This is a genomic window from Streptomyces spiroverticillatus (assembly GCA_014650415.1).
Taxonomy (GTDB): domain Bacteria; phylum Actinomycetota; class Actinomycetes; order Streptomycetales; family Streptomycetaceae; genus Streptomyces; species Streptomyces spiroverticillatus.
Genome location: BMUX01000022.1, coordinates 67,316 through 91,655, shown reverse-complemented (window position 1 = coordinate 91,655; position 24,340 = coordinate 67,316). Strand labels below are relative to the sequence as shown.

The following is a 24,340-nucleotide window of genomic DNA, read 5'->3' as shown; positions in this document are numbered from 1 at the left end:
GTGACGGATGTTCGACTGCGGCTACGTTCACGGGCGACCCGGCTGTTTCGCCAGAAGCCGAGTCACCGTCAGCGAAAGGCAACCGCATGCGTTCCGGGAACGGTAAACACCGCCGCCCGCGTCAGGCCCCCGCAATCGTCGTCGCCGCCGGGGTCACCGGCTCCGCGCTCGCGATTCCGCTCCTCGGCGCCACCAGCGCCGGTGCGGCCGAGGCCGGCACCTGGGACCGCGTCGCCGAGTGCGAGAGCGGCGGTGCGTGGAGCGCCGACCTGGGCAACGGGTACTACGGCGGGCTCCAGTTCTCCCAGGAGAAGTGGGAGCGGTATGGAGGCGCCTCGTACGCCCCGCGTGCCGATCTGGCCAGCCGCTCGCAGCAGATCGAGGTCGCCGAGAAGGTGTTCAAGGCCGAGGGCCCGCAGGCCTGGCCGAGCTGCGCCGTCATATCCGGGCTCGCCCCGGGCGGCGGCGGGCACTCCGGTTCGGGCTCCGGGCAGGGCGGGGTGGATGCCGCCGATCCCGGCGCGGACGCCGGTGTCGATTCCCGTACGCCTCCCACGCCCCCGGCGGACTCCGCGAAGTCCGAGGACCCGGCACAGGGCGCCGAGCCCGGCCAGGAGACCCCGTCCGCGGACCCGAGCGCCGATCCCACCCGTACTCCGGACCCGGGCACCACCCCCGACGCCGCTACGCCCTCCGGCGACGCCACCGCTCCCGCCGAGCCCACCCCCGGCTCCAGCGTCTCGCCCAGTACCGGCCCCGACGCCTCCACGAGCCCGACCGCGCCCGACGCCACCCCGGGCACCGTCGACCCGAGCGCCCCCGGCAGCGGCAAGCACCGGGGCGAGCCCGCGCCGGAGAACTCCCTCCCCGTACCGGACGATTCTCTCGAAAGGGGCGCGGAGGCCGGGCGGCACGCCTCGCGGGACGGCGGCGGGAAGGGGCAGAGTGCGCCCGAGCCCGGTACGTACACCGTGCGCCCCGGCGACAACCTCTGGCACATCGCGGACGAGGCGAAGGTGCCCGGCGGCTGGGCCGCGCTCTACGAGGCCAACAAGAAGTCCGTCGGCGCCGACCCGGACCTCATCAAGCCTGGTCAGCATCTTGATCTGAGTGAGGATCAGGAGAGCGAGAAGGCGGAGAAGAAGGGCGAGGGGAAGGCCGGGGAGAAGGTCGCGGAAGAGGCGGAGAAGGGCGAAAAGTAGGGGTGGTTGGGGGGCTTGTGTCCGGTTTTGCGCAAGTGAGACATGAGTCTCTTCGCCCCAACTGGCGTGTCCCTCGGGGCGACTCCCGGTAAGCCCCCTCTGACCTGCGTAAACGCAAGGGAGGAGGGGGCAAGTAGGGGGTGGATGTCCCTAATGTGCCTCTTTGAACATCGGGGACACCTGTGATTACGGTCGTCCTCGCTCGCCACCGGTGAGCACCGGAGCCCGCACGCCGAATCCTGCCGGCGGGCCTCGGAAGCAGTCGTCGCGAAAGCGCCGTAGGCAGGAGCGGGGGACCCAAGGTAAGTGCCGGGCCCGGACGTTGAGAGACGTGACGGGAACGGCTTGGGGTGAAGCCGCCGAAACGGAAGGCCGCAGCGGGCAGCAATGCCGGCGGCGCGGGAATCCGGACCGGTGGCCGGGCGAACTCACAGCCCGAACCCGACAGCTCACCTCGAAGGCGTCGGTGAGGGAATTTCCATGTCGCTTTTCAGCAGCAAGGGCAAGCACCGCCGTCCGTCCAAGGCCACCCGTGCCGCCGCCGTCGTCGGCGTCACCGGTGTCGCGGTCGCCGCCCCGCTGATGGGGGCCTCCGCGGCCTCCGCCGCCTCCGTCGACACCTGGGACGCCGTCGCCCAGTGCGAGTCCGGCGGCAACTGGTCCATCAACACGGGCAACGGCTACTACGGCGGCCTCCAGTTCACGAACTCCTCGTGGGCCGCGGCCGGCGGCACCCAGTACGCCCCGCGCGCCGACCTGGCCACCAAGGGCCAGCAGATAGCCACCGCCGAGAAGCTGCTCAAGATCCAGGGCCCCGGCGCCTGGGCCTGCGCGGGTGCCGGCAACCTGAGCAACGACGGTGTGGACCCGGGCGTCAGCACCGGCTCCCAGAAGCAGTCCTCGAAGCAGTCCGCCCCCAAGGCGGAGAAGAAGCGCTCCGAGGCCCCGGCTGCGTCCCGCAGCGAGTCCCGCTCGGTGCCGAAGGTCGAGTCCAAGGCCGGTGGCCCGATCAAGAAGGGTGACGGCGAGTACAAGGTGCAGGCCGGCGACACCCTCTCGAAGATCGCCGAGAGCCACCACGTCAAGGGCGGCTGGCAGCACATCGCAGACCTCAATGAGGACGTCGTCTCCGACGCCGACCTCATCTTCCCGGGTCAGCAGCTCCACCTGAGCTGATCCAGCGGGGACCGACGGCCCACCCCCGTCCGTCCCCGCCCCCGCGGGAACCACCGGCGGCCCACCCCCGCCCGGTTCCCGCACCGCGAAGGGGGCGGCTCACCCCCGTCCCCTTCGCACCCCGACCCCGGCAGGGCGCGACTTCCCCCCGAACGCGTCCGGCCGGGGTCGACCCCTATGCCCAGTCCCCCGTACGGAGGGGCTCATCCGTGCACGTACGCACGCAGGCGTGCATACGGGCCGTACTCGCCGGTGAACGGATCCGTAACCCTCGGTGACGTCACCAGGGTCCTTCGTCCTGTATTACAGGCATTCGGGCATCTTTTCGTCCCATCGTGCGGTCGATCGGCTGGCCGATGCCCCCAAGGCGGTTAGGCTCTTGTCGCAAGGCCGAAAGAGACCCTGCGCCGTGTGCCCCTCGAAGGGGCCCGCCACCTTCGCGTCACATCCCATAAGGAGATGCTCGTGCCGTCCATCGACGTCGTCGTAGCCCGGGAAATCCTGGACTCCCGAGGCAACCCCACGGTCGAGGTCGAGGTCGGCCTCGACGACGGCAGCACGGGTCGTGCTGCTGTTCCGTCCGGCGCCTCCACCGGTGCCTTCGAAGCCATCGAGCTTCGCGACGGTGACCCGAACCGCTACCTCGGCAAGGGTGTCGAGAAGGCCGTTCTCGCCGTCATCGAGCAGATCGGCCCGGAGCTCGTCGGCTACGACGCCACCGAGCAGCGCCTGATCGACCAGGCGATGTTCGACCTCGACGCCACCGAGAACAAGGGCTCGCTGGGCGCCAACGCCATCCTGGGTGTCTCCCTCGCCGTCGCGCACGCCGCCTCCGAGGCCAGCGACCTGCCGCTGTTCCGCTACCTCGGCGGTCCGAACGCGCACCTGCTGCCCGTCCCGATGATGAACATCCTCAACGGTGGGTCGCACGCCGACTCCAACGTCGACATCCAGGAGTTCATGATCGCGCCGATCGGCGCCGAGTCCTTCTCCGAGGCCCTGCGCTGGGGCGCCGAGGTCTACCACACCCTCAAGAAGGTGCTGAAGACCAAGGGCCTGTCCACGGGCCTGGGCGACGAGGGCGGCTTCGCCCCGAACCTGGAGTCCAACCGCGCCGCCCTCGACCTCATCGTCGAGGCCATCAAGCAGGCCGGTTACATCCCCGGCGAGCAGATCGCGCTCGCGCTCGACGTCGCTGCCTCCGAGTTCTACAAGGACGGCAAGTACGAGTTCGAGGGCAAGTCCCGCTCGGCCGCCGAGATGACCGAGTACTACGAGGAGCTCGTCTCCGCGTACCCGCTGGTCTCCATCGAGGACCCGCTGTACGAGGACGACTGGGCCGGCTGGAAGGTCATCACCGACCGCCTGGGCTCCAAGGTCCAGATCGTCGGCGACGACCTCTTCGTCACCAACCCGGAGCGTCTGGCCCGCGGCATCGAAGAGGGCTCGGCCAACGCCCTGCTCGTCAAGGTCAACCAGATCGGCTCGCTCACCGAGACGCTGGACGCCGTCGAGCTCGCGCAGCGCAACGGCTTCAAGTGCATGATGAGCCACCGCTCCGGCGAGACCGAGGACGTCACCATCGCCGACCTCGCCGTCGCCGTGAACTGCGGTCAGATCAAGACCGGCGCCCCGGCCCGCTCGGACCGCGTCGCCAAGTACAACCAGCTGCTGCGCATCGAGGAGATCCTCGACGACGCCGCGGTGTACGCCGGTCGCTCCGCGTTCCCCCGCTTCAAGGGCTAAGGGCCACAGGGCTCCAGCTTCCGTACGTCCCCGTACCCGGTCCCGTACCGTGTGCGGGGACGTCGGCGCGTAATGGGGAGGACAGAGGGATGGCCGCACGGAACAAGGGCGACCGGTTCTCCACCACCACCCGGCTGCGGCTGCTCGGCGAGCAGACCGCCGCCCGCGTCTACCGCTCCCAGACCCGCCGCCAGGCCCGCCGCTCCCGGCTCACCGGCCGGGCGGCGTTGCTGGTGCTGGTGGTGTGCACGCTGGTGGTGGCCCTCGCGTACCCCATACGGAGCTACTTCTCGCAGGCGACCGACATCGCCGACCAGGAGCAGGCCAGGAACGAGGCCGAGCGGCGCGTCGAGCAGCTCCGCGACGCCAAGGCCCGCCTGCAGGACGACGCGTACATCGTCCGCCTCTCCCGCGAGCACCTGCACTACGTGAAGCCCGGCGAGACCGGCTTCACCGTGTACGACCCCAAGGCCCCCGGCACCGCCCAGCGTCCCGACGGGGACGAGGCGGCCGACCAGCCCTGGTACTCCAGCGTCTGGAACGGCGTCGACCGGGCCGACCGCAGCGAACCGTAAGACCTCACCAGAGCAGACCGACAGAAGGCACGCATGGACACCCCGCCCCCGACCACGCCGCGCACCGAGCCCACCGAGAGGGACATCGAGGCGTTCAAGCTCCAGCTGGGCCGCCCGCCGCGCGGGCTGCGCGCGATCGCGCACCGTTGCCCCTGCGGCAACCCGGACGTGGTCGAGACGGCCCCGCGCCTGGAGGACGGCACGCCGTTCCCCACGCTCTACTACATGACCTGCCCCCGGGCCACGGGCGCCATCGGCACCCTGGAGGGCTCCGGGCTCATGAAGGAGATGCAGGCGCGCCTGGCCACCGACCCGGAGCTGGCCGACACCTACCGGGCCGCGCACGAGGACTACCTCAAGCGGCGCGACGAGATCGAGGAGCTGGTGGGCTTCCCCAGCGCCGGCGGGATGCCCGACCGTGTGAAGTGCCTGCACGTGCTGGTGGGCCACTCGCTGGTCGCCGGCCCCGGCGTGAACCCCTTCGGCGACGAGGCCCTGGCCCTGCTGCCCGAGTGGTGGGCCAAGGGCCCCTGTGTGACGCCGTGCGCCGACAAGGCCGAGGAGAGCGCCCAGTGACCCGGGTCGCCGCCATCGACTGCGGTACGAATTCGATCCGGCTGCTGGTCGCCGACGCGAACCCCGAGACGGGCGAGCTGGTCGACCTGGACCGCCGGATGACGATCGTCCGCCTCGGCCAGGGCGTGGACCGCACCGGGCGCCTGGCCCCCGAGGCACTGGAGCGCACCTTCGCCGCCTGCCGCGAGTACGCGGAGATCATCAAGGCACATGGTGCGGAGAAGGTCCGCTTCGTGGCCACCTCCGCCTCCCGCGACGCCGAGAACCGCGACGAGTTCGTCTCCGGCGTCCTGGAGATCCTGGGCGTCGAGCCCGAGGTGATCTCCGGTGACCAGGAGGCCGCGTTCTCCTTCACGGGGGCCACCAAGGAGCTCACGGGCTCCGGCGAGGACTACCTGGTGGTGGACATCGGCGGCGGCTCCACGGAGCTCGTGGTGGGCCGCGAGAGCGTCGAGGCGGCCCGTTCCGTCGACATCGGCTGCGTACGTCTGACCGAGCGCCACCGGCCGTCCGCGCCCGCCACCGCCGAGCAGGTCGCCGCGATCCGCGCGGACGTCGCGAAGGCCCTGGACCTGGCGGCCGGGACGGTGCCGCTGACCGACAAGCCGCGCACGCTGGTCGGGCTCGCGGGTTCGGTGACCACGATCGCCGCCATCGCGCTGGGGCTCCGGGAGTACGACTGGGAGGCGATCCACCACGCGCGCATCCCGTACGAGAAGGTCCGGGAGATCACCGAGTCGCTCGTGGGCGCCACCCACGACGAGAAGGCCGCGATCCCCGCGATGCACCCCGGCCGGGTCGACGTCATCGTCTCCGGGGCGCTGATCCTGCTGGCCCTCATGGAGCGCGTCGGGGCCTCGGAAGTGGTGGTCTCCGAGCACGACATTTTGGACGGAATCGGCTGGAGCATCGCCTGAGACGGAGGGCGGTCCGGGTGTGATCCGGGCGGTGCGGAACACCGCGCCGAACGAACTTCGTGAAGTTCTTCACAAGGAAAAGGGGCCCGATGGGCCCCTTTTTCACGCGGAAGGGCCGAAGGGGTGGGTCCTCGGACCTGAGTAGGCGCATAACGGACTGTTCCGGGCGCGTTACCGACGTATGAATCAGATAAGTGGTTCAGCGGCCGCGAGATGCCATCGGGCCAGTTGGGAAGGGGTTTCCAACGTGCCGGACGGGACGGTGGTTCCCCGTACGGAGCATGAGCTGGGTCACGTGGGCCGCGCAGTGTAGCAGAGGGTGTCGCAGACCTTGTGAAGGGGCTCACGAGGGGACCCCTCCGAGGGGGTGGATACTCGATTCCATGAGCACCACGGAGCGTCCCAGGATCCTCGTAGTAGGCGGTGGGTACGTAGGCCTGTACGCGGCACAGCGCATTCTCAAGAAGATGCGTTATGCGGAAGCGACCGTCACGGTCGTCGACCCCCGCTCGTACATGACCTACCAGCCCTTCCTGCCCGAAGCCGCCGCCGGCAACATCTCGCCGAGGCACGTCGTCGTACCGCTGCGACGCGTCCTCCCCAAGGCCGAGGTGCTGACCGGTCGGGTCACCACCATCGATCAGGACCGCAAGGTCGCCACGGTCGCGCCGCTCGTCGGCGAGGCCTACGAGCTGCCCTTCGACTACCTGGTCGTCGCGCTCGGCGCGGTCTCCCGCACCTTCCCGATCCCCGGCCTCGCCGAGCAGGGCATCGGCATGAAGGGCGTCGAGGAGGCCATCGGCCTGCGCAACCACGTCATCGAGCAGCTCGACAAGGCCGACTCGACCCACGACGAAGAGGTCCGCCGCCGTGCGCTCACCTTCGTCTTCGTCGGCGGTGGCTTCGCGGGAGCGGAGACCATCGGCGAGGTCGAGGACATGGCCCGCGACGCCGCGAAGCAGTACTCCAACGTCTCGCGCGACGACATGCGGTTCATCCTGGTCGACGCCGCCGACAAGATCCTTCCCGAGGTGGGCCCGGACCTGGGCCGCTGGGGCAAGGAGCACCTGGAGTCCCGCGGCATCGAGATTCACCTCTCGACCTCCATGGACTCCTGCGTCGACGGTCACGTCGTGCTGAAGAACGGCCTCGAGGTCGACTCCAACACCATCGTGTGGACCGCCGGTGTGAAGCCGAACCCGGCGCTCGCCCGCTACGGTCTGCCGCTCGGCCCCCGTGGCCACGTCGACACCCAGGCCACCCTCCAGGTGCAGGGCAGCGACTACATCTGGGCCGCGGGCGACAACGCCCAGGTCCCGGACCTGGTCGGCCGCAAGAACGGCAACCCGAACGCCTGGTGCCCGCCGAACGCCCAGCACGCGCTGCGTCAGGCCAAGGTCCTCGGCGACAACGTGGTCTCCGGCATGCGGGGCTTCCCGCAGAAGGAGTACGAGCACGCCAACAAGGGCGCCGTCGCGGGTCTCGGCCTGCACAAGGGCGTCGCGATGATCGTCATGGGCAAGATCAAGATCAAGCTCAAGGGCCGTCTCGCCTGGTACGCCCACCGCGGCTACCACGGCATGGCGATGCCGACGTTCAACCGCAAGATCCGCGTGCTGGCCGACTGGACGCTGGGGATGTTCCTCAAGCGCGAGGTCGTCTCGCTGGGCGCCATGGAGACTCCGCGCGAGGAGTTCTACGAGGCCGCCAAGCCGGCTCCGGCTCCGGTCGAGGCGGCGAAGGTTCCGGCCGCCGCCGAGCCCAAGAAGGCCGAAGCGAAGGCTTCCTGACGCTCCGTCGGTAGTCGCGCTCCGTCGCTCTGGTCCGAAGGGGCCGTCCGCCATCCGTGGTGCGGGCGGCCCCTTCGGCCTTTCCGCCGCAAAGTGCATGTAGAGGCCATGTATTTTGCCGGGCCGTGACCCGAATCCGGGATGCGGCAGCCCTCCCGCGGTGTTATTCGAGTAGTACGCCGATAGTCGTACGTCATCTCGAATCCCTGGAGGTGTGCACCATGGCCGATGCCGCACTGCGGCTGACCAGACTTGCCGAGGAACTCCTCTCCACCCCGCTCCCGGTCCGCATCCGCGCCTGGGACGGCAGCGAGGCGGGCCCGCCCGGCGCCCCCGTCCTCGCGATACGAGACCGCAAGGCCCTGCGCCGGCTGCTGTGGAAGCCCGGAGAGCTCGGCCTGGCCCGCGCCTGGGTGGCCGGCGAGATCGACGTGGACGGCGACCTCTACGAGGCCCTGGACCTGCTCGCCGAGCTGATCTGGGAGCGCGACGGCGACGTGAAGGACGCCGTTCATCCGGTACGCGATCCCCGCCTGCGCGCCGCCGCCCGCGAGCTGCTGAAGCTCGGCGGCCCCCTCCCGCCGCCGCCCCCGCCGCCCGAGGAGCTGCGCCGCCACACCGGACGGCTGCACACCAAGCGCCGCGACAAGGAGTCCATCAGCCACCACTACGACGTCGGCAACGACTTCTACTCCCTGGTCCTCGGGCCGTCCATGGTCTACTCCTGCGCCTACTTCCCCGACCCCGACGCCACCCTCGAAGACGCCCAGCGCGACAAGCTCGACCTCATCGCCCGCAAGCTCGACCTGAAGGAGGGGCAGCGGCTGCTGGACGTCGGCTGCGGCTGGGGCTCCATGGCCATCCACGCCGCCCGCCACTACGGCGTCCACGTCACCGGCGTCACCATCTCCTCCGAACAGGCCGCCTTCGCCCGCAAGCGCATCGCCGAGGAGGGCCTCACCGACCGCATCGAGATCCGGGTGCAGGACTACCGCGACGTCCACGACGGCCCGTACGACGCCATCTCCTCCATCGGCATGGCCGAGCACGTGGGAGCCGTCCAGTACGGGGAGTACGCGGCCGACCTGTACGCCCTCCTGCGGCCCGGCGGCAGGCTGCTCAACCACCAGATCGCGCGGCGGCCGCTGGCCGACGAGGAGGCGTACCACGTCGACTCCTTCATCGACTCCTACGTCTTCCCCGACGGGGAGCTGGCCCCGGTCGGCCGTACGGTCGCCCTGCTGGAGGAGGCCGGGTTCGAGGTCCGCGACCTGGAGTCCATCCGCGAGCACTACGCGCTGACCCTGCGGCACTGGGTGGCCCGCCTGGAGAAGAACTGGGAGGCGGCCCTGAAGACGGTCACCCCCGGCCGGGCCCGCGTCTGGCGGCTGTACATGGCCGCCTCCGCGCTCTCCTTCGAGCACAACAAGATCGGCGTGAACCAGGTCCTCGCGGTCAGGCCGGTTGCCTCGGGGGCGTCCGGGATGCCGCTGCGCTCGCGTGTGTGGGGTGGGTGACCAACTGAGGGACATCGGCTGAACCCCCGTTTGCCGCCGATACGTTGACCCATTGCGGAACTCCGCGCTCCAGCCCCTTCCGTGGCTTTGGGCGCGGAGTTCCGTGACGTACGGAGACAAGTACACAGGGGAGAGGGGAGCCGACGTGCAGCACCGCAGGAGCACGCGGACCAAGAAGATCTGGATGTGGGGGGCGGGCATCGGCGTCGCCGCGCTCGCGGTCCCGGCGGTCGCCTTCGCGGGCGCCGCGCCCGAGGCGGCGGCAGCCGTGCAGACCACCGCGACGTTCAACGACCCGGCGGGCGACACGGCCGCCCAGAGCCGCATCCGCGACCATGTCAAGGGCCTGATCGAGGGGGCGGCGGAGGGCTCCACCATCACCGCCGGGCTCTACTCCTTCACCGACGAGCAGGTCTCGGGCGCCCTCACGGCCGCCAAGAAGCGCGGCGTCAACGTCCGCATCGTCATCGACAACGCCTCGACCGGCAAGGGCGGCCAGTACGACGTGCTGAAGACAGCGCTCGGCACCGACCAGTCCAAGGCCAGTTACGTCACCAACTGCGGTGCCGACCGGGGCTGCATCGGCCACCGGGAGCTGGTCGACGGCTCCGAGGACGGCTCGATCAACCACAACAAGTTCTGGACGTTCTCCGAGACCGGCGGCACCAAGAACGTCGTCGTGCAGGCCTCCGCCAACATGACCAGCCTCCAGCGCACCGACCTGTTCAACAACGCGGTGACGATCGTGGACTCCGCGCTCTACGGCGTCTACCAGGACTACTTCGCCGACCTCGCCAAGCGGAAGGTGAACAACAACTACTACAAGACCCCGTCGGCGGGCGCGTACAAGACGTACTTCTTCCCCCGCCAGGAAGCCGCGGGCAAGAAGTGGAACGCCGACGCCTCCACCGACACCGTCGCGCTGATCCTCGGCAACGTGGACTGCAAGGCGGGCACCGAGGTGCGGGTCGCCGCCAACCTCTTCTCGCGCCGCGAGGTCGCCGGCAAGCTGGTCTCCATGGAGGCGGCGGGCTGCACGGTCCGCCTGGCCGGTGACGGCGGCGCCTCCACGAGCGACGACGTCCGGAAGATCCTCGCCGGGAAGATCGCCGACCGTGTCGAGTGCGCCGAGAAGCGCGAGGGCAAGAACCCGGTCGGCCTGCACTCCAAGTACGTCCTGATCAACGGCACGTACGAGGGCAGGGCCGGCCGCAAGCTGGTCTTCACCGGCAGCCACAACCTCAGCTACGCGGCGCTGCGGGCCAACGACGAGACCCTGCTGAAGATCGACGACGCGGGGATCTACGACCAGTTCAAGGCGAACCACCAGCAGATCATGAGCTACTGCAAGGGGTCCTGAGCATGCAGGAGGGCGGCCCCACCACGTACATACGTGGTGGGGCCGCCCCGTGTCCCTTGCCTGCCGTCCCGCCGGGCTACTCGGCCTTGATGGCGGCGAGCATGTTCAGCCGCGCCGCGCTGCGGGCCGGCCACATGGCGGCCAGCACGCCCACCACACCGGCCAGCAGCAGGAAGATGCCGACCCGGCCCCACGGGATCGTCAGGGCGTACTCCGGGATGTTGTGCTTGACCGTCTGGCCGATCGCCCAGGCGATGAAGGTGCCCAGACCCACGCCGACGACCGCGCCGAACAGGGAGATCACGACCGATTCCAGGCGGATCATGGACTTGACCCGGCCGCGGTCCAGGCCGATCGCCCGCAGCATGCCGATCTCCTGCTGCCGCTCGAAGACGGACATCGCGAGGGTGTTGACGACGCCGAGCACCGCGATCACCAGGGCCATCGCCAGCAGGCCGTACATCATGTTCAGCATCTGCGTGATCATGCCGCCCATCTTCGCGGCGATCTCGTTCTTGTCCATGATCACCATGGCGGGGTTCTTGCCGGTGGCGTCGACCAGGGCCTGCTTGTTGGCGGCGGACTCGCCGCCGTCCATCTTCACGAACGCCTCGTAGTACATCGGCGTCTGGTAGTGCGGCAGCAGCTCCTTGACGTCCATGACGACGTCACCGAAGTTGTCGCTGTCCTCGAAGATCGCGCCGACCTTCACGGAGGACTTCTTGTCGTCCTCGTACCGCAGGTCCAGCGTCTGGCCGACCTTGAGGCCCGTGCTGTCCGCGTATGCCTTGGTGACCGCGACCTCGCCCCGGGCGAGGGGGTTCTCGGAGCCGTCCAGGACGTTCAGGTGCAGGGCCGGGCCCAGCGCCTTGGGCTCGATGCCGGAGATGCCGAGGTAGTCGTTCTGGCCCGCCTGCGCGCCGCCGGAGAGCTTCGGCGTCGCGGAGACGACACCGGGGGCCTTGGCGAGCGCGTCGACGGTGGACTGGCTCATCGCCGACATGTTGGCCATCGAGACCTGGTAGTCGGCGGTGATGTCCTTGCGGGTGGCCCGGTCCAGCGAGTCGCCCGCGGTGACGCCGAGCACGGTCAGGCCGGTGACCAGGGTCAGGCCGATCGCCAGGGCGGAGGCGGTGGCGCCGGTGCGGCGCGGGTTGCGCACCGAGTTCAGCCCGGCGAGCTTGCCGGAGATGCCGAAGGCGCGGTTCAGCAGCGGCTGGATCAGCCGGATCAGCGGCCGCGACAGCAGCGGGATCAGCACGATTACCCCGAGCAGCGTCAGGAACGCGCCGAAGCCGATGACCGTGCGGCCGTCCTTGCCCATCGCCGCACCGCCGACGATGACCGCACCGCCGCCGAGCGCCAGGATCGCGCCGATGGTGTTCCGTACGACCAGGGACTTGACGGTCTCGGTGGCGTGCACGCTGTTCATCGCGGCGACCGGCGGGATCTTCGCGGCGCGGCGGCCCGGCAGCCAGGCGGCGAGCATCGTGATCAGTACGCCGACGGCGAGCGCGGTGAGGACCGGGGTGGCGGTGATGACCATGCCGCCGGCCGGGAGCTGGGCGCCGATGAGGTCCATCAGCGGGCCCATGCCGGCGGCCATGCCGACGCCGATGACGAAGCCGACCACCGAGGCGACCAGGCCGACGATCATCGCTTCGAGGAGCACGGACCGGGTGATCTGCTTGCGGGAGGCGCCCACGGCGCGCATCAGCGCGAGTTCCTTGGTGCGCTGGGCGACCAGCATGGTGAAGGTGTTGGCGATCAGGAAGATGCCGACGAACAGGGCGATGGCGGCGAAGGCCAGCAGGATCTGGGTGAGCCCGTCGGTCAGCTGCTTGATGCTGCGGGTCTGCTCGGCGGCGAGCTCGGCGGCCGTCTGGGCCTGCGCGTTCTCCGGCAGCAGCGGCTTGATCTCGGCGAGCAGCTTGTCGTTGTCGGTGCCGGGCTTCGCGGTGACCGACAGGTCGGAGTAGTAGCCCGGCGCCAGGAACATCTTCTGGGCGGTCTTCGAGTCGAACAGCACGAGCGAGCCGCCCGCGTTGACCAGGCCGTCCTCGGTGGTGAAGACACCGGTGAGGGTGTTCTCCTCGGCGGGCTTGTTGGTGGCGACGCGGACCTTGTCGCCGACCTTGTAGCCGCCCTTCTTCGCCGTCTCGGCGTCGAGGGCGATCTCGCCGGCCTTCGTCGGGCCGTTGCCGTCGGTGAAGGCGTAGAAGGGGTCCTTGCCGTCCTTGCCGGGCGAGAAGTTCGCACCGTTGTTGGACCAGCCCTCGGCGAGCAGCTCGCCCTTGCGGGAGGCGGCGCCGGCGAAGCCGTTGACGCGCGGGCTGACCGACTCGACGCCGTCCAGCGCGGCGATCTGCCCGATCTGCTTCTCGCTGAGGCCCGGGGCCTGCTTGGTGTCGTTGGCCGCGTGGTGGGAGGTGATGCCGACGGAGACGTTGCTCAGGCTCTTGGTGGCCTGGTTGCCGTAGGCCTTGTTGAGGGTGTCGCTGTAGATCAGGGTGCCGGACACGAAGGCCACGCCGAGCATCACGGCGAGGATCGTCATCAGCAGCCTGGCCTTGTGCGCGAGCACGTTGCGCAGGGCGGTGCGGAACATGGGGTTACGTCCTGGAGGAAGAGAGGGGGGTGATCGGGGGCCGGAGCGGGGGGTTCAGCTCGTACGGCCCTTGGTGTCGAAGTCCTTCATGCGGTCCAGGACGCCGTCGGCGGTGGGCTTGATCATCTCGTCGACGATCCGGCCGTCGGCCAGGAAGATCACACGGTCCGCGTAGGAGGCGGCCACCGGGTCGTGGGTGACCATCACGACGGTCTGGCCCAGTTCCCGTACGGAATTGCGCAGGAAGCCCAGCACCTCGGCGCCGGAGCGCGAGTCCAGGTTTCCGGTCGGCTCGTCGCCGAACATGATCTCCGGGCGGCTGGCCAGGGCGCGGGCCACGGCCACGCGCTGCTGCTGGCCGCCGGACAGCTCGGACGGGCGGTGCTTGAGGCGGCCCGAGAGGCCGACCATCTCGATGACCTTGTCGAGCCACGCCTTGTCGGGCTTGCGGCCCGCGATGTCCATGGGGAGCGTGATGTTCTCCAGGGCGTTCAGCGTCGGCAGCAGGTTGAACGCCTGGAAGATGAAGCCGATCTTGTCCCGGCGCAGCTGGGTGAGCTGCTTGTCCTTCAGGGTGCCCAGCTCCGTCTCGCCGATCCGCACCGAGCCGGAGGAGAAGGAGTCCAGACCCGCGACGCAGTGCATCAGGGTCGACTTGCCGGAGCCCGAGGGGCCCATGATCGCGGTGAACTCGCCCTGCCGGAAGTCGACGCTCACCCGGTCCAGCGCGACGACCTGCGTCTCGCCGTGACCGTAGACCTTCGACAGTTCGGTGGCGCGGGCGGCGACCGCCACGGTCTGGTGCGCGGTGGGGTACGGGTACGTGGTCACGGCGGGACTCCTGTCGGGACGCTCGGGGGGACGCTTTCCATCCTCACGGCGCTTTTACGTCCACGAGTCACTCCGCACGGCAGTCCTGGGGCAGTCTCCGGTCTGACCCGTACGCCCCGCTGTCCTACCTAGGTATGACGGTGACCCCGAGAGCCCGGCGGGTGTGCGCAAGGCGTGGTCACCTGTGCACAAGAGGTCGAGTTTCCGTCAATCCCGTGCACGCTCCGACACCGGACGACACGGCTCCGCACCCGCTCCGGCATGTGCCGATGGTCTGCCGCGGCTGCTGACGCTCCATCAAGCGCCCATAAAATAAGACAGCATTGGGGAGATGTACCGCTGTTCGGGGGACGCCTGCGGATAGGCTCTGAGCCATTGTCGCGGCCCGCGCGCCTGCCCGGATGGTGGAATGCAGACACGGCGAGCTTAAACCTCGCTGCCCCTCGGGGGCGTACCGGTTCGAGTCCGGTTCCGGGCACATTCCTCCCGCCGGAGCCCCCTCGGGAACATTTCCGCGGCGACGTCGGTTCGTCACGATCGTAGAAAGATCCTCCTCTGGTACAGGGGTGGTTTCTTTGCGACCCCATTACCCTTGACAGCAAGGTCGCACACGGTGGCCATGGAGGAGTGAGATGAGGAGCAGCAACCCGGTCTTCTCGCGACGGGGGTTCGGCCGCGACAACGGCCACGCGGGCTTCAACGCCCAGCAGCCGCAGGCCGGGGGCCCCGCCGTAGGGACCCAGGGCAACCCGTACGCCCAGGGGAACCCGTACGCCCAGGACGCGACGAACCCGTACGCGACCAACCCGTACGCACAGCAGGACCAGTACGGCGCCCCGGTGGCGCCGCCGCGCGGCAGCGTCATGACGATGGACGACGTCGTCACGCGCACGGCCATCACCCTCGGCCTCGTGGTCGGCGGCGCGGCCGTGGCGTGGATCACCAACATGGGCCTGGGTCTGGCCATCGGCGCGGCGCTCGTCGCGATGGTGCTCGGTCTGGTCCAGTCGTTCAAGCAGAAGCCGGTCCCGGCGCTGATCCTGGCGTACGCGGGCTTCGAGGGCCTCTTCCTGGGCGCACTGAGCAACTACATCAACACCTGGGTGGCGCCCGGCGCCGCGATGCAGGCGGTCCTCGGCACGATGGCGGTCTTCGCCACCATGCTCGTGCTGTACAAGACCCGCATCGTGCGCGTCACCGCCCGCTTCACGCGCTTCGTGATGATCGCCGCGATCAGCTTCATGGTGCTCACCGCCGTGAACCTGCTGTTCATGGTCTTCGGCGGCGGTGACGGCCTCGGCTTCCGCAGCGGTGGCCTGGGCATCGTCTTCGGCATCGTCGGTGTCCTGCTCGGCGCCTTCTTCCTGGCGCTGGACTTCAAGCAGGTCGAGGACGGCATCGCCTACGGTGCCCCCCGCGAGGAGTCCTGGCTGGCGGCCTTCGGCCTCACCATGACCCTGGTGTGGATCTACCTGGAGATGCTGCGTCTCGTCTCGATCCTGAGCGGCGACGACTAGCAGAGCCGGTGAGCACGGGAAGGGCCCGCGGACCGAATGGTCCGCGGGCCCTTCCGCGTCCGTAGGGGGAGCGGGGGAGTAGGGGTCAGCGGAGTTTGCGGGCGGCGCGCCTGAGGTCGTACTCGTGGATGATCGCCTTGGCGTGCCCGTGGGCCAGGTTGTGCTCGCTGCGGAGCCAGCTCACCTTTTCCTCGAAGCGGAAGAGGGAGGGACCGTCCTCGACGGTGCGCAGCCAGTCGGACACTTCACGACCGGTGCAGTGGGGGATGCGGGAGAGCAGGTTGCGGTGGGTCTCTTCGGAGAAGACTTGGGACATCGGCGCCTCCGGAAGGCTTTGCGCGGTGCTGGTCCTTCACTGCACCGTGCCTGAGTGTCGGCCTGTTGGCAACAGTCCCGGGCGGGCGCGTAGGGTCGCGATGTGCTGGATACGACCCCCCTGCTGACCGCCGTGGAACGGCTCGCCGACCGCCTGCGGTCCACCCCCGAGAGCCGGCTGCGGCGCGGCGCCGCAGCCGAAGGACTGGCGCTGGCCCGCGAACTCGCCCTGCGCGCACAGCGCCTGGAGTTCCCGGACCGCGAGCCGCGCGAGCTGCCCGACGCGGGCCTCTTCTCGGTCGCCGACCAACTGGCCGTCGCGGGCCGGGACTTGGCGCTGGCCATGGGAACGGCCCCGTCCGGTGAACTGGACGAGGCCGTGAAGCTGGTCGAAGCGGTGGAGAAGAACCTCTAGTCCGGGACGGACGCGATGACCCGGTCGGCCAGGATGTAGACGTTCTCCGCACCGCAGGAGAAGGTCAGCGCGTACGCCCCCGAGATCCCGGAGCCCCCCAGCAGCACCGGGGTGTTGCCCGCCCGCAGCGCGTCCGCGAGCTGCTCCGCCGTCTCGCGGTGCCCGGGGGTCATGCACAGCGTCGTACCGTCCGCGAAGACGTACACGTCGAGGGTGCCCAGCGGGCCCGGACGCACGTCCGCCAGCGGCGCGCGGGCCGCGGCGAGGCCCTCCAGGCGGGACATCGTGAAGGCGTGGTCGCCCGTCACGGGGGAGGTCTGCACGGGGACGAAGTCGGGGTGCGAGGGATGCCGGCGGCGGGCGGCGGCCAGCGCGGCCGGGTCGCCGTCCAGCTCGTCGTCCTCCGCGGCTTCGTCGTCGGTGGACTCCGTGGACTCGGCGGCGATTTCCTCGATGCCGGGCGGCGGCGTCAGGTCGAACTCCTCGGCGAAGTTCAGCTCGCCCCGGGAGGTGGCCAGGAAGGCCTCCAGGTCGCTCTCCTTGAGCCCGGTGAAGTCCGAGGGCTGCGGCATGTAGTACGAGAGGGACTCCTGCTCGGCGGTGGTCAGGCCGCCCAGCAGCGAGGGCGCGTCGGCCGCGTCGCGGGCCTCCTGCGCCGCCCAGAAGGCACGCGCCTCGGCCAGCTCCCGCTCGCGCTCCTCGGCCAGCGCCTCGGACACCGCGGCCCGTATCTCGGCGGCCGGGGTCTCGCCGCCGCGGGTCTGCTGGGGGAGCGCGGTCAGTGCCGCCTGCGCCCGCAGCTCCGCAGCCTCCGCGCGGTCGGCGGCCCGGTCGGCGCGCAGGGCGGCGACCTCCTGGCGGAGACCGCGCACGGTGTGCAGGGCGGCGCCGCCGACGGCCGCCGTGGCAGCGGTGGCGAGCAGCAGGGCGAAGGACATGGCGCTCACGTGCGTACTCCTGAATTCATTGCGATCCCCTGGGCGGACTCCGGGGCGGACCCCAGCCTGCATCGGTCCCCCGACCGATCCCCCGAACTTCCTACATCAGCTTCCCGTGCACGTTCGCTCGCTCACAGTGCATAACGTCATGAATCGGACGGGCCTTTGGGCCTGGCGAACCGACCATCTCTGCTGTGACCTGCACGTTTCCCCGTCTCCCCGGACACAGGTCACATCCTGGGGGAGATTGGGTCACGACTGGGACGCGGAGCGATGGGAGGGGCGCGCGGGCAAGGCGCGCTCCGGAAGCGCTCACACGATTGTGCGCTCGACGGGGCTCGCGCGCTCGCTGATCCCGGTGATTCGTGAGCTGTTCCACACCGGGCGGGGTTACGGGGATGCCCCGGCCCGTGAGCGTCTGCCGCTCGGGCCGGGGCATCCCCGTACGCACAGCACAAGAATCAGCTGAGGCGCTCGATGACCATGGCCATGCCCTGGCCGCCGCCGACGCACATGGTCTCCAGGCCGAACTGCTTGTCGTGGAACTGGAGGCTGTTGATCAGCGTGCCGGTGATGCGGGCGCCGGTCATGCCGAAGGGGTGGCCGACGGCGATGGCGCCGCCGTTGACGTTGACCTTGTCCAGGTCCAGACCGAGGTCCTGGTAGGACGGGATCACCTGGGCGGCGAAGGCCTCGTTCAGCTCGGCGAGGTCGATGTCGCCGATGCTCAGCCCGGCGCGCTTCAGCGCCTGCTTGCTGGCCTCGACCGGGCCGTACCCCATGATCTCGGGGGAGAGGCCGGAGACGCCGGTGGAGACGATGCGGGCGAGCGGGGTCAGGCCCAGCTCGGCGGCCTTCGTGTCGGACATGATCACCAGCGCGGCGGCGCCGTCGTTGAGCGGGCAGCAGTTGCCGGCGGTGACGAGTCCGTCGGGGCGGAAGACCGGCTTGAGGCCCTCCACGCCTTCGAGGGTGACTCCGGCGCGCGGGCCGTCGTCCTGGCTGACGACCGTGCCGTCGGGGGTGGTGACCGGGGTGATCTCCCGTGCCCAGAACCCGTTCTTGATCGCCTGCTCGGCGAGGTTCTGCGAGCGGACGCCGAACTCGTCCATCTCGCGCCGGCTGATGCCCTTGAGGCGGGCCAGGTTCTCGGCGGTCTGCCCCATCGAGATGTACGCGTCCGGCACGAGCCCGTCCTCGCGGGGGTCGTGCCAGTCGGCGCCCTCCTGCTCGGCGCGGGCGGCGGTGCGGGCCTCGGCGTCGGCGAAGAGGGGGTTGTGGGTGTCGGGCCAGGAGTCGGAGTTGCCCTTGGCGAAGCGCGAGACCATCTCGACACCGGCCGAGATGAAGACGTCGCCCTCGCCCGCCTTGATGGCGTGCAGCGCCATCCGCGAGGTCTGGAGCGACGACGAACAGTAACGGGTGATCGTGCAGCCGGGGAGGTGGTCCATCCCCATCTGCACGGCGACGATGCGGCCGAGGTTGTTGCCCTGCTCGCCGCCCGGGAGGCCGCAGCCGAGCATGAGGTCGTCGATGTCCCGGGGGTCCAGCTCGGGGACCTTGGCGAGGGCGGCCTGAATGATGGTCGCGGTGAGGTCGTCGGCGCGGAGGTCCTTCAGGGAGCCCTTGAAGGCGCGGCCGATGGGGGAGCGGGCGGTCGAGACGATGACGGCTTCGGGCATCGGGGCTCCTGGTTCTGGGCGGTACGGGGCGAGTGCTTCTGCGCGGTGCAGGGCGAAGTGGCCGGTCCGCCTTCGAAGTTACCGGCCCGTACCGGGCGGGTCACCGGGTGCGCGGTGTGACACGGGCCGCAATTCTAAGCGGGCGCTCATTTGGGAGGGGTGCGAGGAGCCGTCGCACCCCCGCATCCCCTGCCCCCTCAGCGCGTCGCGCTCGGTGCGTGGGCCGGGTCCGGGGCCGCCGGGATGCGCCGCCTGCGCCGGTGCTTCAGGAGGGCCCAGGGGCCCCGCGCACCGGTGACCTCCGTGCCCGCCTCCGCCGCGGCGCGGGTAGCCGCCCGGGCCACCGGGAGCATGGACTCGTTGCGGTCGCCGTCCAGGCGGTCGGATTCCGGCCAGAGTCCGAGGGCCGCGCAGAGGGTGGGCAGGACGGCCATGGCGGCCGTGGAGTAGCCCTCGGCCGAGGGGTGGTAGTTGTCCGGGCCGAACAGCTCGCGGGGGTTCGCCTCGAACTCCGGGCCCAGCAGGTCGCCGAGGGAGACCGTCCGGCCGCCCTGCTCCACCACCCCGATGGTCTGCGCCGCCGCCAGCTGCCGCGAGACGCGCCGCGCCAGCCAGCGCAGGGGCTGGTAGACGGGCTCGATGGTCCCGAGGTCGGGGCAGGTGCCGACCACCACCTCCGCGCCCGCCGTGCGCAGCCTGCGGACCGCCGAGGCCAGATGGCGTACGGACTGTGTGGGCGGCATCCGGTGCGTCACGTCGTTCGCGCCGATCATGATCACGCAGACGTCCGGGGGGCGTACGGGATCCCGTACCAGCAAGGAGACTTGACGGTCCAGGTCGTCCGACATGGCCCCGGGCAGTGCCACGTTGCGCAGCTCCACCGGCCGTTCCGCGACCGCCGCCAGCCCCGACGCCAGCAGCGCCCCGGGTGTGTGCCCGGCCCGCCGTACGCCCTGGCCGGCCGCGGTGGAGTCGCCCAGAACGCCCAGCCGCAGCGCCGGCAGGCCGGACCGGCCCGCGAAGGCCGTCCCGTACAAGCCGTCCGCCGGCGGGGCGATCGGGGCCACCCCACCGCCCACCGACCGTTTCGCCAACTGCACCTCCGCCAGCACCAGTCCCACCGTCGCGACGCCGATCAGTCCGATCCCGCCGCCTCCGTACGCCGCGCCCGCGGCGATTCGCCGTGCCACCCTCGCCCTCGACACCGTCGCAGCCACCTCCTCGAAGAACCAAGCGCAGGAACATCCAGGGAACATCCGTACGGAAAGCAGTCCGTACATCTCCTAACTGCCCGGTAACGGGTGCTGCGTAATCTCCGCCATCGGTGAATACGGGGAGTGGAGCAGTCGTACGGGACGGGCCTACTGTGGGCGGCACCATCACGGAAACCCCGGAGAAGACGTGCAATTTCACGACTCGATGATCAGCCTCGTCGGCAACACCCCGCTGGTGAAGCTGAACAGAGTGACCGCAGGCATTCAGGCGACCGTCCTCGCGAAGGTCGAGTACTTCAACCCGGGCGGGTCCGTGAAGGACCGGATCGCCGTCCGCATGATCGAGGCCGCCGAGCAGAGCGGTGCGCTGAAGCCCGGCGGCACCATCGTCGAGCCGACCTCCGGCAACACCGGTGTCGGCCTGGCGATCGTGGCCCAGCAGAAGGGCTACAAGTGCATCTTCGTCTGCCCGGACAAGGTGTCGATGGACAAGATCAACGTCCTGCGCGCGTACGGCGCCGAGGTCGTGGTCTGCCCGACCGCGGTCGACCCCGAGCACCCGGACTCGTACTACAACGTCTCCGACCGTCTGGTCCGCGAGACGCCGGGCGCATGGAAGCCGGACCAGTACAGCAACCCGAACAACCCCCGTTCGCACTACGAGACCACCGGTCCCGAGCTGTGGGAGCAGACGGACGGGAAGATTACCCATTTCGTCGCGGGCGTCGGCACGGGCGGCACGATCTCCGGCACCGGCCGCTACCTGAAGGAGATCAGCGGCGGCAAGGTCACCGTCGTCGGCGCGGACCCCGAGGGCTCGGTGTACTCGGGCGGCTCCGGGCGGCCGTACCTCGTCGAGGGCGTCGGTGAGGACTTCTGGCCGACCGCGTACGACAAGAGCGTGACGGACGAGATCGTCGCGGTGTCCGACAAGGACTCCTTCCAGATGACGCGCCGCCTCGCCAAGGAGGAGGGGCTGCTGGTCGGCGGCTCCTGTGGCATGGCGGTCGTGGGCGCGCTGCGGGTCGCGGAGCGGCTCGGCCCGGACGACGTCGTGGTCGTGCTGCTGCCGGACAGCGGGCGCGGCTACATGAGCAAGATCTTCAACGACGAGTGGATGGCGGACTACGGCTTCCTGGAGGACTCCGGTCCGTCCGCGCGGGTCGGCGACGTGCTCCAGTACAAGGAGGGCGGGGCCATCCCCCACCTGGTGCACATGCACCCGGAGGAGACCGTCGGCGAGGCCATCGAGGTGCTGCGCGAGTACGGCGTCTCGCAGATGCCGATCGTGAAGCCGGGCGCGGGCCACCCGGACGTGATGGCCGCCGAGGTCATCGGCTCCGTTGTGGAGCGGGAGCTGCTGGACGCGCTCTTCGCCCAACGCGCCTCGCTGGGCGACCCGTTGGAGAAGCACATGTCCCAGCCGCTGCCGCAGGTCGGCTCCGGCGAGCCGGTCGAGGACCTCATGAGCGTCCTCGGCGGCAAGGGCGGTGCGGACGCGGCGATCGTCCTGGTCGAGGGCAAGCCGACCGGCGTGGTGAGCAGGCAGGACCTGCTGGCCTTCCTCGCGAAGAGCTGACGCCCCCGTTCCACGCAGTCGCGCACGGGCCCGGATCGACCGGTGCGGCCCAGGTCTTGGCCTGAGCCTCACGGTACGATGCGGGCCTTGTTGCGTGCGGGATACACGTTCGGGGTCGTCGGGGACGTCGGGGAAGGGGTCGGTCGCGTCGTGGAGAGCCTGGGGGACGGCGATCCGCTCGCCATCGGCACGTACCGCCTGCTGGGGCGGCTCGGCGAGGGCGGCATGGGCCGCGTGTACCTGGGCCGGTCCGTCACCGGGCGCACCGTCGCCGTGAAGCTGATCCGGGCCGAGCTGGCCGGGCGGCCCGACTTCCGGGGCCGGTTCCGGCAGGAGGTGGACTCCGCCCGCCGGGTCGGCGGGGAGTGGACCGCGCCCGTGCTGGACGCGGACTGCGATGCCGACGTGCCGTGGGTGGTCACGGGGTACGTTCCCGGGCCCTCGCTCCCCGAGGTCGTCGGCGCGTACGGGCCGCTGCCCGAGCATTCGGTACGCACCCTCGCCGCCGGTCTCGCGCACGCCCTGACCGACATCCATGCCGCCGGGCTCGTCCACCGCGACCTCAAGCCCGGCAACGTACTCATCACCATCGGCGGCCCCAAGGTCATCGACTTCGGCATCGCCAAGGGCGTGGCCGGGGCGACGCTCGCCGCCACCGGCCTGACCAGCACCGGGGTCGTCGTCGGCTCGCCCGGCTGCATGTCGCCCGAGCAGATACGGGACGAGGAACTCGGGCCCGCGAGCGATGTGTTCGCGCTGGGCACGGTGCTGGCGTACGCGGCCACGGGACGGCTCCCGTTCGGCGACGGCAGCGGTTCGGGCGGGCTGCACGCGGTGATGTTCCGCATCACCGCCGAGCAGCCGGACCTGGCGGGGGTGCCGGATGCGGTGGCCGCGCTGGTGCGGGCCTGCTGCGCGAAGGAGCCGGGGGACCGTCCGGAGCCGGCCGAGCTGGTACGGATGGCCACCGCGGGGCCGGGTGTCTCGCCGTGGCTGCCGCCCGCCCTCATCGCCGACCTCGGGCAGCGTGCGGCCCGTCTGCTGGACGTCGAGCCGACGGGAGGGGAGACGCCGGGAGGTGCGGCGCCGGGCACGATGCGGCTGGGCCCGCCCGCCCCTCAAGCGGCGCCCCGCAGCGGCGAGTTCGGTCCCGCTGCCGTCCCGCACAGCCCCGCTGCCGTCCCGTACGGTCCCGCCGTCGTCCCGCACAGTCCCGCCGCCCCCGTCACCACCGGCACCCCCGCCCGGAGCGGCCGCGGCACCCGGCGCGGGCTCGTCGTCGGGGCGGCGGTGGCCGGTGTGCTGGCCGTCGGGGTGGCCGTCGCCGTACCGCTGCTGAAGGGGGAGGAGCCCGTCGGGGCGCAGGGCGGGCGGACCGTGCCCACCGCGCCGCCCGGCACCGACGCGGCCCCGCCGGGGGAGAGCGCCGACCCGCCCTCCCCGTCGGCGGGCGGGAAGAAGGCGAAGGACAAGAACCAGCAGACGCCGGACGCGACCGCCGCCCGGGTGCCCCAGGAGTTCCTGGGCACCTGGATCGGGAGCGTGATCAAGGGCGGCAGACCGATCGGCCAGGAGCGGCGGTTCACGATCACCGCGGGCGGCACCGGGGACGCCGTGATGCGCAGCACCAGCGTCGATTCGGCGTACGAGTGCACCAGCAGCGGCTCGCTGACCTCCGTGCACCAGGGAACCGTCGCGATCATGGGCAGCTTCGTGTCCGGCGCCCCGCGCTCCCTGTGCAACATCATCAAGGCGCAGAGCCTGCGCAAGGGCGCGGACGGCACCCTGGTGTGGAAGGGCCTCGACCGCACCGCCGTGCTCCGCCGCGTCCCGTCCGGCAGCGAGCGGGTCCCCGCCGATCTCCTCGGCACCTGGGTGCGCAAGCTGGAGAAGGGCGGCAGTCAACGGGTGACGGTCCGTCAGGCGGCCCCGGGTGCACGGGCGGTGAGCCTCGTGTCCGACTCCGGCGGCGGCAAGAAGTGCGTGTCGTACGCCAACCTCTTCACCGCGTCCGGCGGCTCGGCCCGCATCGGGCCCGCCGTGGTGGACAAGGGGGCGTCCAGCGCGGGCTGCGAGATGGGCTCCGCCTCCACCCTGAAGGCCTCCGGCACGGTGCTGACCAGGTCGTACACGAACGGAAGCGCTCCTCGTACGTACAGGAAGAGCCCGTAGCAACGGCGGCTTCGCGCAAACGGTACGCACGCGACACGTTGCGGCAGCACCCGCTTAACACGGGCCCGGCACAGTGGTGTTCGTCGGCGTCACGGACAACCGGAGCGGCTCCCGGACCTCCGCGGACGTCTTGGACACGGAGCACCGGCCCTGACCCGGACCGTGTCCCGCGCGGGGACCGTCGTCGTCCCGCCCCCCGGGTCAGCCGGG

At 70.5% G+C, this 24,340-nt stretch carries 19 protein-coding genes, 1 tRNA gene and 1 riboswitch; of the genes, 14 read left to right on the top strand and 6 right to left on the bottom strand.

Annotated elements, in window-relative coordinates; translation table 11 throughout:
- Positions 1-86: 86 nt before the first annotated feature.
- The 9 genes from IE269_RS37395 to IE269_RS37355 all read left to right on the top strand — a co-directional run bounded on the left by IE269_RS37395 (position 87) and on the right by IE269_RS37355 (position 10,859).
- Positions 87-1,202: a LysM peptidoglycan-binding domain-containing protein gene (locus IE269_RS37395; RefSeq protein ID WP_189827769.1), complete on the top strand. Its 1,116-nt coding sequence runs from the start codon at positions 87-89 to the stop codon at positions 1,200-1,202.
- Positions 1,203-1,466: 264 nt separating this feature from the next.
- A riboswitch (cyclic di-AMP (ydaO/yuaA leader) is annotated at positions 1,467-1,680 on the top strand.
- 2 nt (positions 1,681-1,682) lie between these two features.
- Positions 1,683-2,378, top strand: coding sequence for a LysM peptidoglycan-binding domain-containing protein (locus IE269_RS37390; protein ID WP_189827768.1), 696 nt, complete (start codon positions 1,683-1,685; stop codon positions 2,376-2,378).
- 459 nt (positions 2,379-2,837) lie between these two features.
- Complete coding sequence (gene eno / locus IE269_RS37385) at positions 2,838-4,124, top strand: phosphopyruvate hydratase (protein WP_189827767.1); 1,287 nt, start codon at positions 2,838-2,840, stop codon at positions 4,122-4,124.
- An 89-nt stretch (positions 4,125-4,213) separates the two neighbouring features.
- On the top strand, positions 4,214-4,699 hold the full coding sequence (locus IE269_RS37380; RefSeq protein ID WP_189827766.1) for an FtsB family cell division protein: 486 nt from the start codon (positions 4,214-4,216) through the stop codon (positions 4,697-4,699).
- A gap of 33 nt (positions 4,700-4,732) precedes the next feature.
- Positions 4,733-5,275, top strand: a complete 543-nt coding sequence (locus IE269_RS37375) for a DUF501 domain-containing protein (RefSeq protein ID WP_189827765.1) — start codon at positions 4,733-4,735, stop codon at positions 5,273-5,275.
- Positions 5,272-6,192, top strand: coding sequence for a Ppx/GppA phosphatase family protein (locus IE269_RS37370; protein ID WP_189827764.1), 921 nt, complete (start codon positions 5,272-5,274; stop codon positions 6,190-6,192). The genes IE269_RS37375 and IE269_RS37370 overlap by 4 nt, the downstream gene beginning before the upstream one ends.
- A gap of 383 nt (positions 6,193-6,575) precedes the next feature.
- Positions 6,576-7,982 (top strand): NAD(P)/FAD-dependent oxidoreductase, encoded by a 1,407-nt coding sequence (locus IE269_RS37365; protein WP_189827763.1) that lies wholly within the window; start codon positions 6,576-6,578, stop codon positions 7,980-7,982.
- 221 nt (positions 7,983-8,203) lie between these two features.
- On the top strand, positions 8,204-9,499 hold the full coding sequence (locus IE269_RS37360; protein ID WP_189827762.1) for an SAM-dependent methyltransferase: 1,296 nt from the start codon (positions 8,204-8,206) through the stop codon (positions 9,497-9,499).
- 145 nt (positions 9,500-9,644) lie between these two features.
- On the top strand, positions 9,645-10,859 hold the full coding sequence (locus IE269_RS37355; RefSeq protein WP_189827761.1) for a phospholipase D-like domain-containing protein: 1,215 nt from the start codon (positions 9,645-9,647) through the stop codon (positions 10,857-10,859).
- A gap of 76 nt (positions 10,860-10,935) precedes the next feature.
- On the opposite strand, the gene IE269_RS37350 is transcribed toward IE269_RS37355, so the two are convergent.
- Both IE269_RS37350 and IE269_RS37345 read right to left on the bottom strand, forming a co-directional pair.
- On the bottom strand, positions 10,936-13,467 hold the full coding sequence (locus tag IE269_RS37350) for an ABC transporter permease (protein ID WP_189827760.1): 2,532 nt from the start codon (positions 13,465-13,467) through the stop codon (positions 10,936-10,938).
- Positions 13,468-13,521: 54 nt separating this feature from the next.
- Positions 13,522-14,298: an ABC transporter ATP-binding protein gene (locus tag IE269_RS37345; protein ID WP_189827759.1), complete on the bottom strand. Its 777-nt coding sequence runs from the start codon at positions 14,296-14,298 to the stop codon at positions 13,522-13,524.
- A gap of 395 nt (positions 14,299-14,693) precedes the next feature.
- On the opposite strand from IE269_RS37345, the gene IE269_RS37340 reads away from it, so the two are divergent.
- Together IE269_RS37340 and IE269_RS37335 are read left to right on the top strand one after the other, a co-directional pair.
- A tRNA-Leu gene (locus IE269_RS37340) sits at positions 14,694-14,776 on the top strand.
- Positions 14,777-14,930: 154 nt separating this feature from the next.
- On the top strand, positions 14,931-15,815 hold the full coding sequence (locus IE269_RS37335) for a Bax inhibitor-1/YccA family protein (protein ID WP_189827758.1): 885 nt from the start codon (positions 14,931-14,933) through the stop codon (positions 15,813-15,815).
- 85 nt (positions 15,816-15,900) lie between these two features.
- Here the strand turns inward: IE269_RS37335 and IE269_RS37330 are convergent, their stop codons facing one another.
- Positions 15,901-16,131, bottom strand: a complete 231-nt coding sequence (locus IE269_RS37330) for a DUF4287 domain-containing protein (RefSeq protein WP_189827757.1) — start codon at positions 16,129-16,131, stop codon at positions 15,901-15,903.
- 102 nt (positions 16,132-16,233) lie between these two features.
- On the opposite strand from IE269_RS37330, the gene IE269_RS37325 reads away from it, so the two are divergent.
- Entirely contained in the window at positions 16,234-16,545 is a 312-nt protein-coding gene (locus tag IE269_RS37325; protein ID WP_189827756.1) for a hypothetical protein, read from the top strand.
- Here the strand turns inward: IE269_RS37325 and IE269_RS37320 are convergent.
- The 3 genes from IE269_RS37320 to IE269_RS37310 all read right to left on the bottom strand — a co-directional run bounded on the left by IE269_RS37320 (position 16,542) and on the right by IE269_RS37310 (position 20,355).
- Positions 16,542-17,483: a hypothetical protein gene (locus IE269_RS37320; RefSeq protein ID WP_229898547.1), complete on the bottom strand. Its 942-nt coding sequence runs from the start codon at positions 17,481-17,483 to the stop codon at positions 16,542-16,544. The two genes, IE269_RS37325 and IE269_RS37320, sit on opposite strands and share 4 nt — an antisense overlap.
- A 461-nt stretch (positions 17,484-17,944) precedes the next feature.
- Entirely contained in the window at positions 17,945-19,165 is a 1,221-nt protein-coding gene (locus IE269_RS37315) for an acetyl-CoA C-acetyltransferase (protein ID WP_189827755.1), read from the bottom strand.
- Positions 19,166-19,362: 197 nt separating this feature from the next.
- The gene (locus tag IE269_RS37310) at positions 19,363-20,355 is read right to left on the bottom strand and encodes an SGNH/GDSL hydrolase family protein (RefSeq protein WP_189827754.1); all 993 of its coding nucleotides are present in this window, start codon (positions 20,353-20,355) and stop codon (positions 19,363-19,365) included.
- 211 nt (positions 20,356-20,566) lie between these two features.
- Here IE269_RS37310 and IE269_RS37305 point away from each other — a divergent pair, with 211 nt between their 5' ends.
- Positions 20,567-21,958: a cystathionine beta-synthase gene (locus tag IE269_RS37305; protein ID WP_189827753.1), complete on the top strand. Its 1,392-nt coding sequence runs from the start codon at positions 20,567-20,569 to the stop codon at positions 21,956-21,958.
- 87 nt (positions 21,959-22,045) lie between these two features.
- Complete coding sequence (locus IE269_RS37300) at positions 22,046-24,130, top strand: serine/threonine-protein kinase (RefSeq protein ID WP_229898541.1); 2,085 nt, start codon at positions 22,046-22,048, stop codon at positions 24,128-24,130.
- The last annotated feature ends 210 nt before the right edge of the window (positions 24,131-24,340 follow it).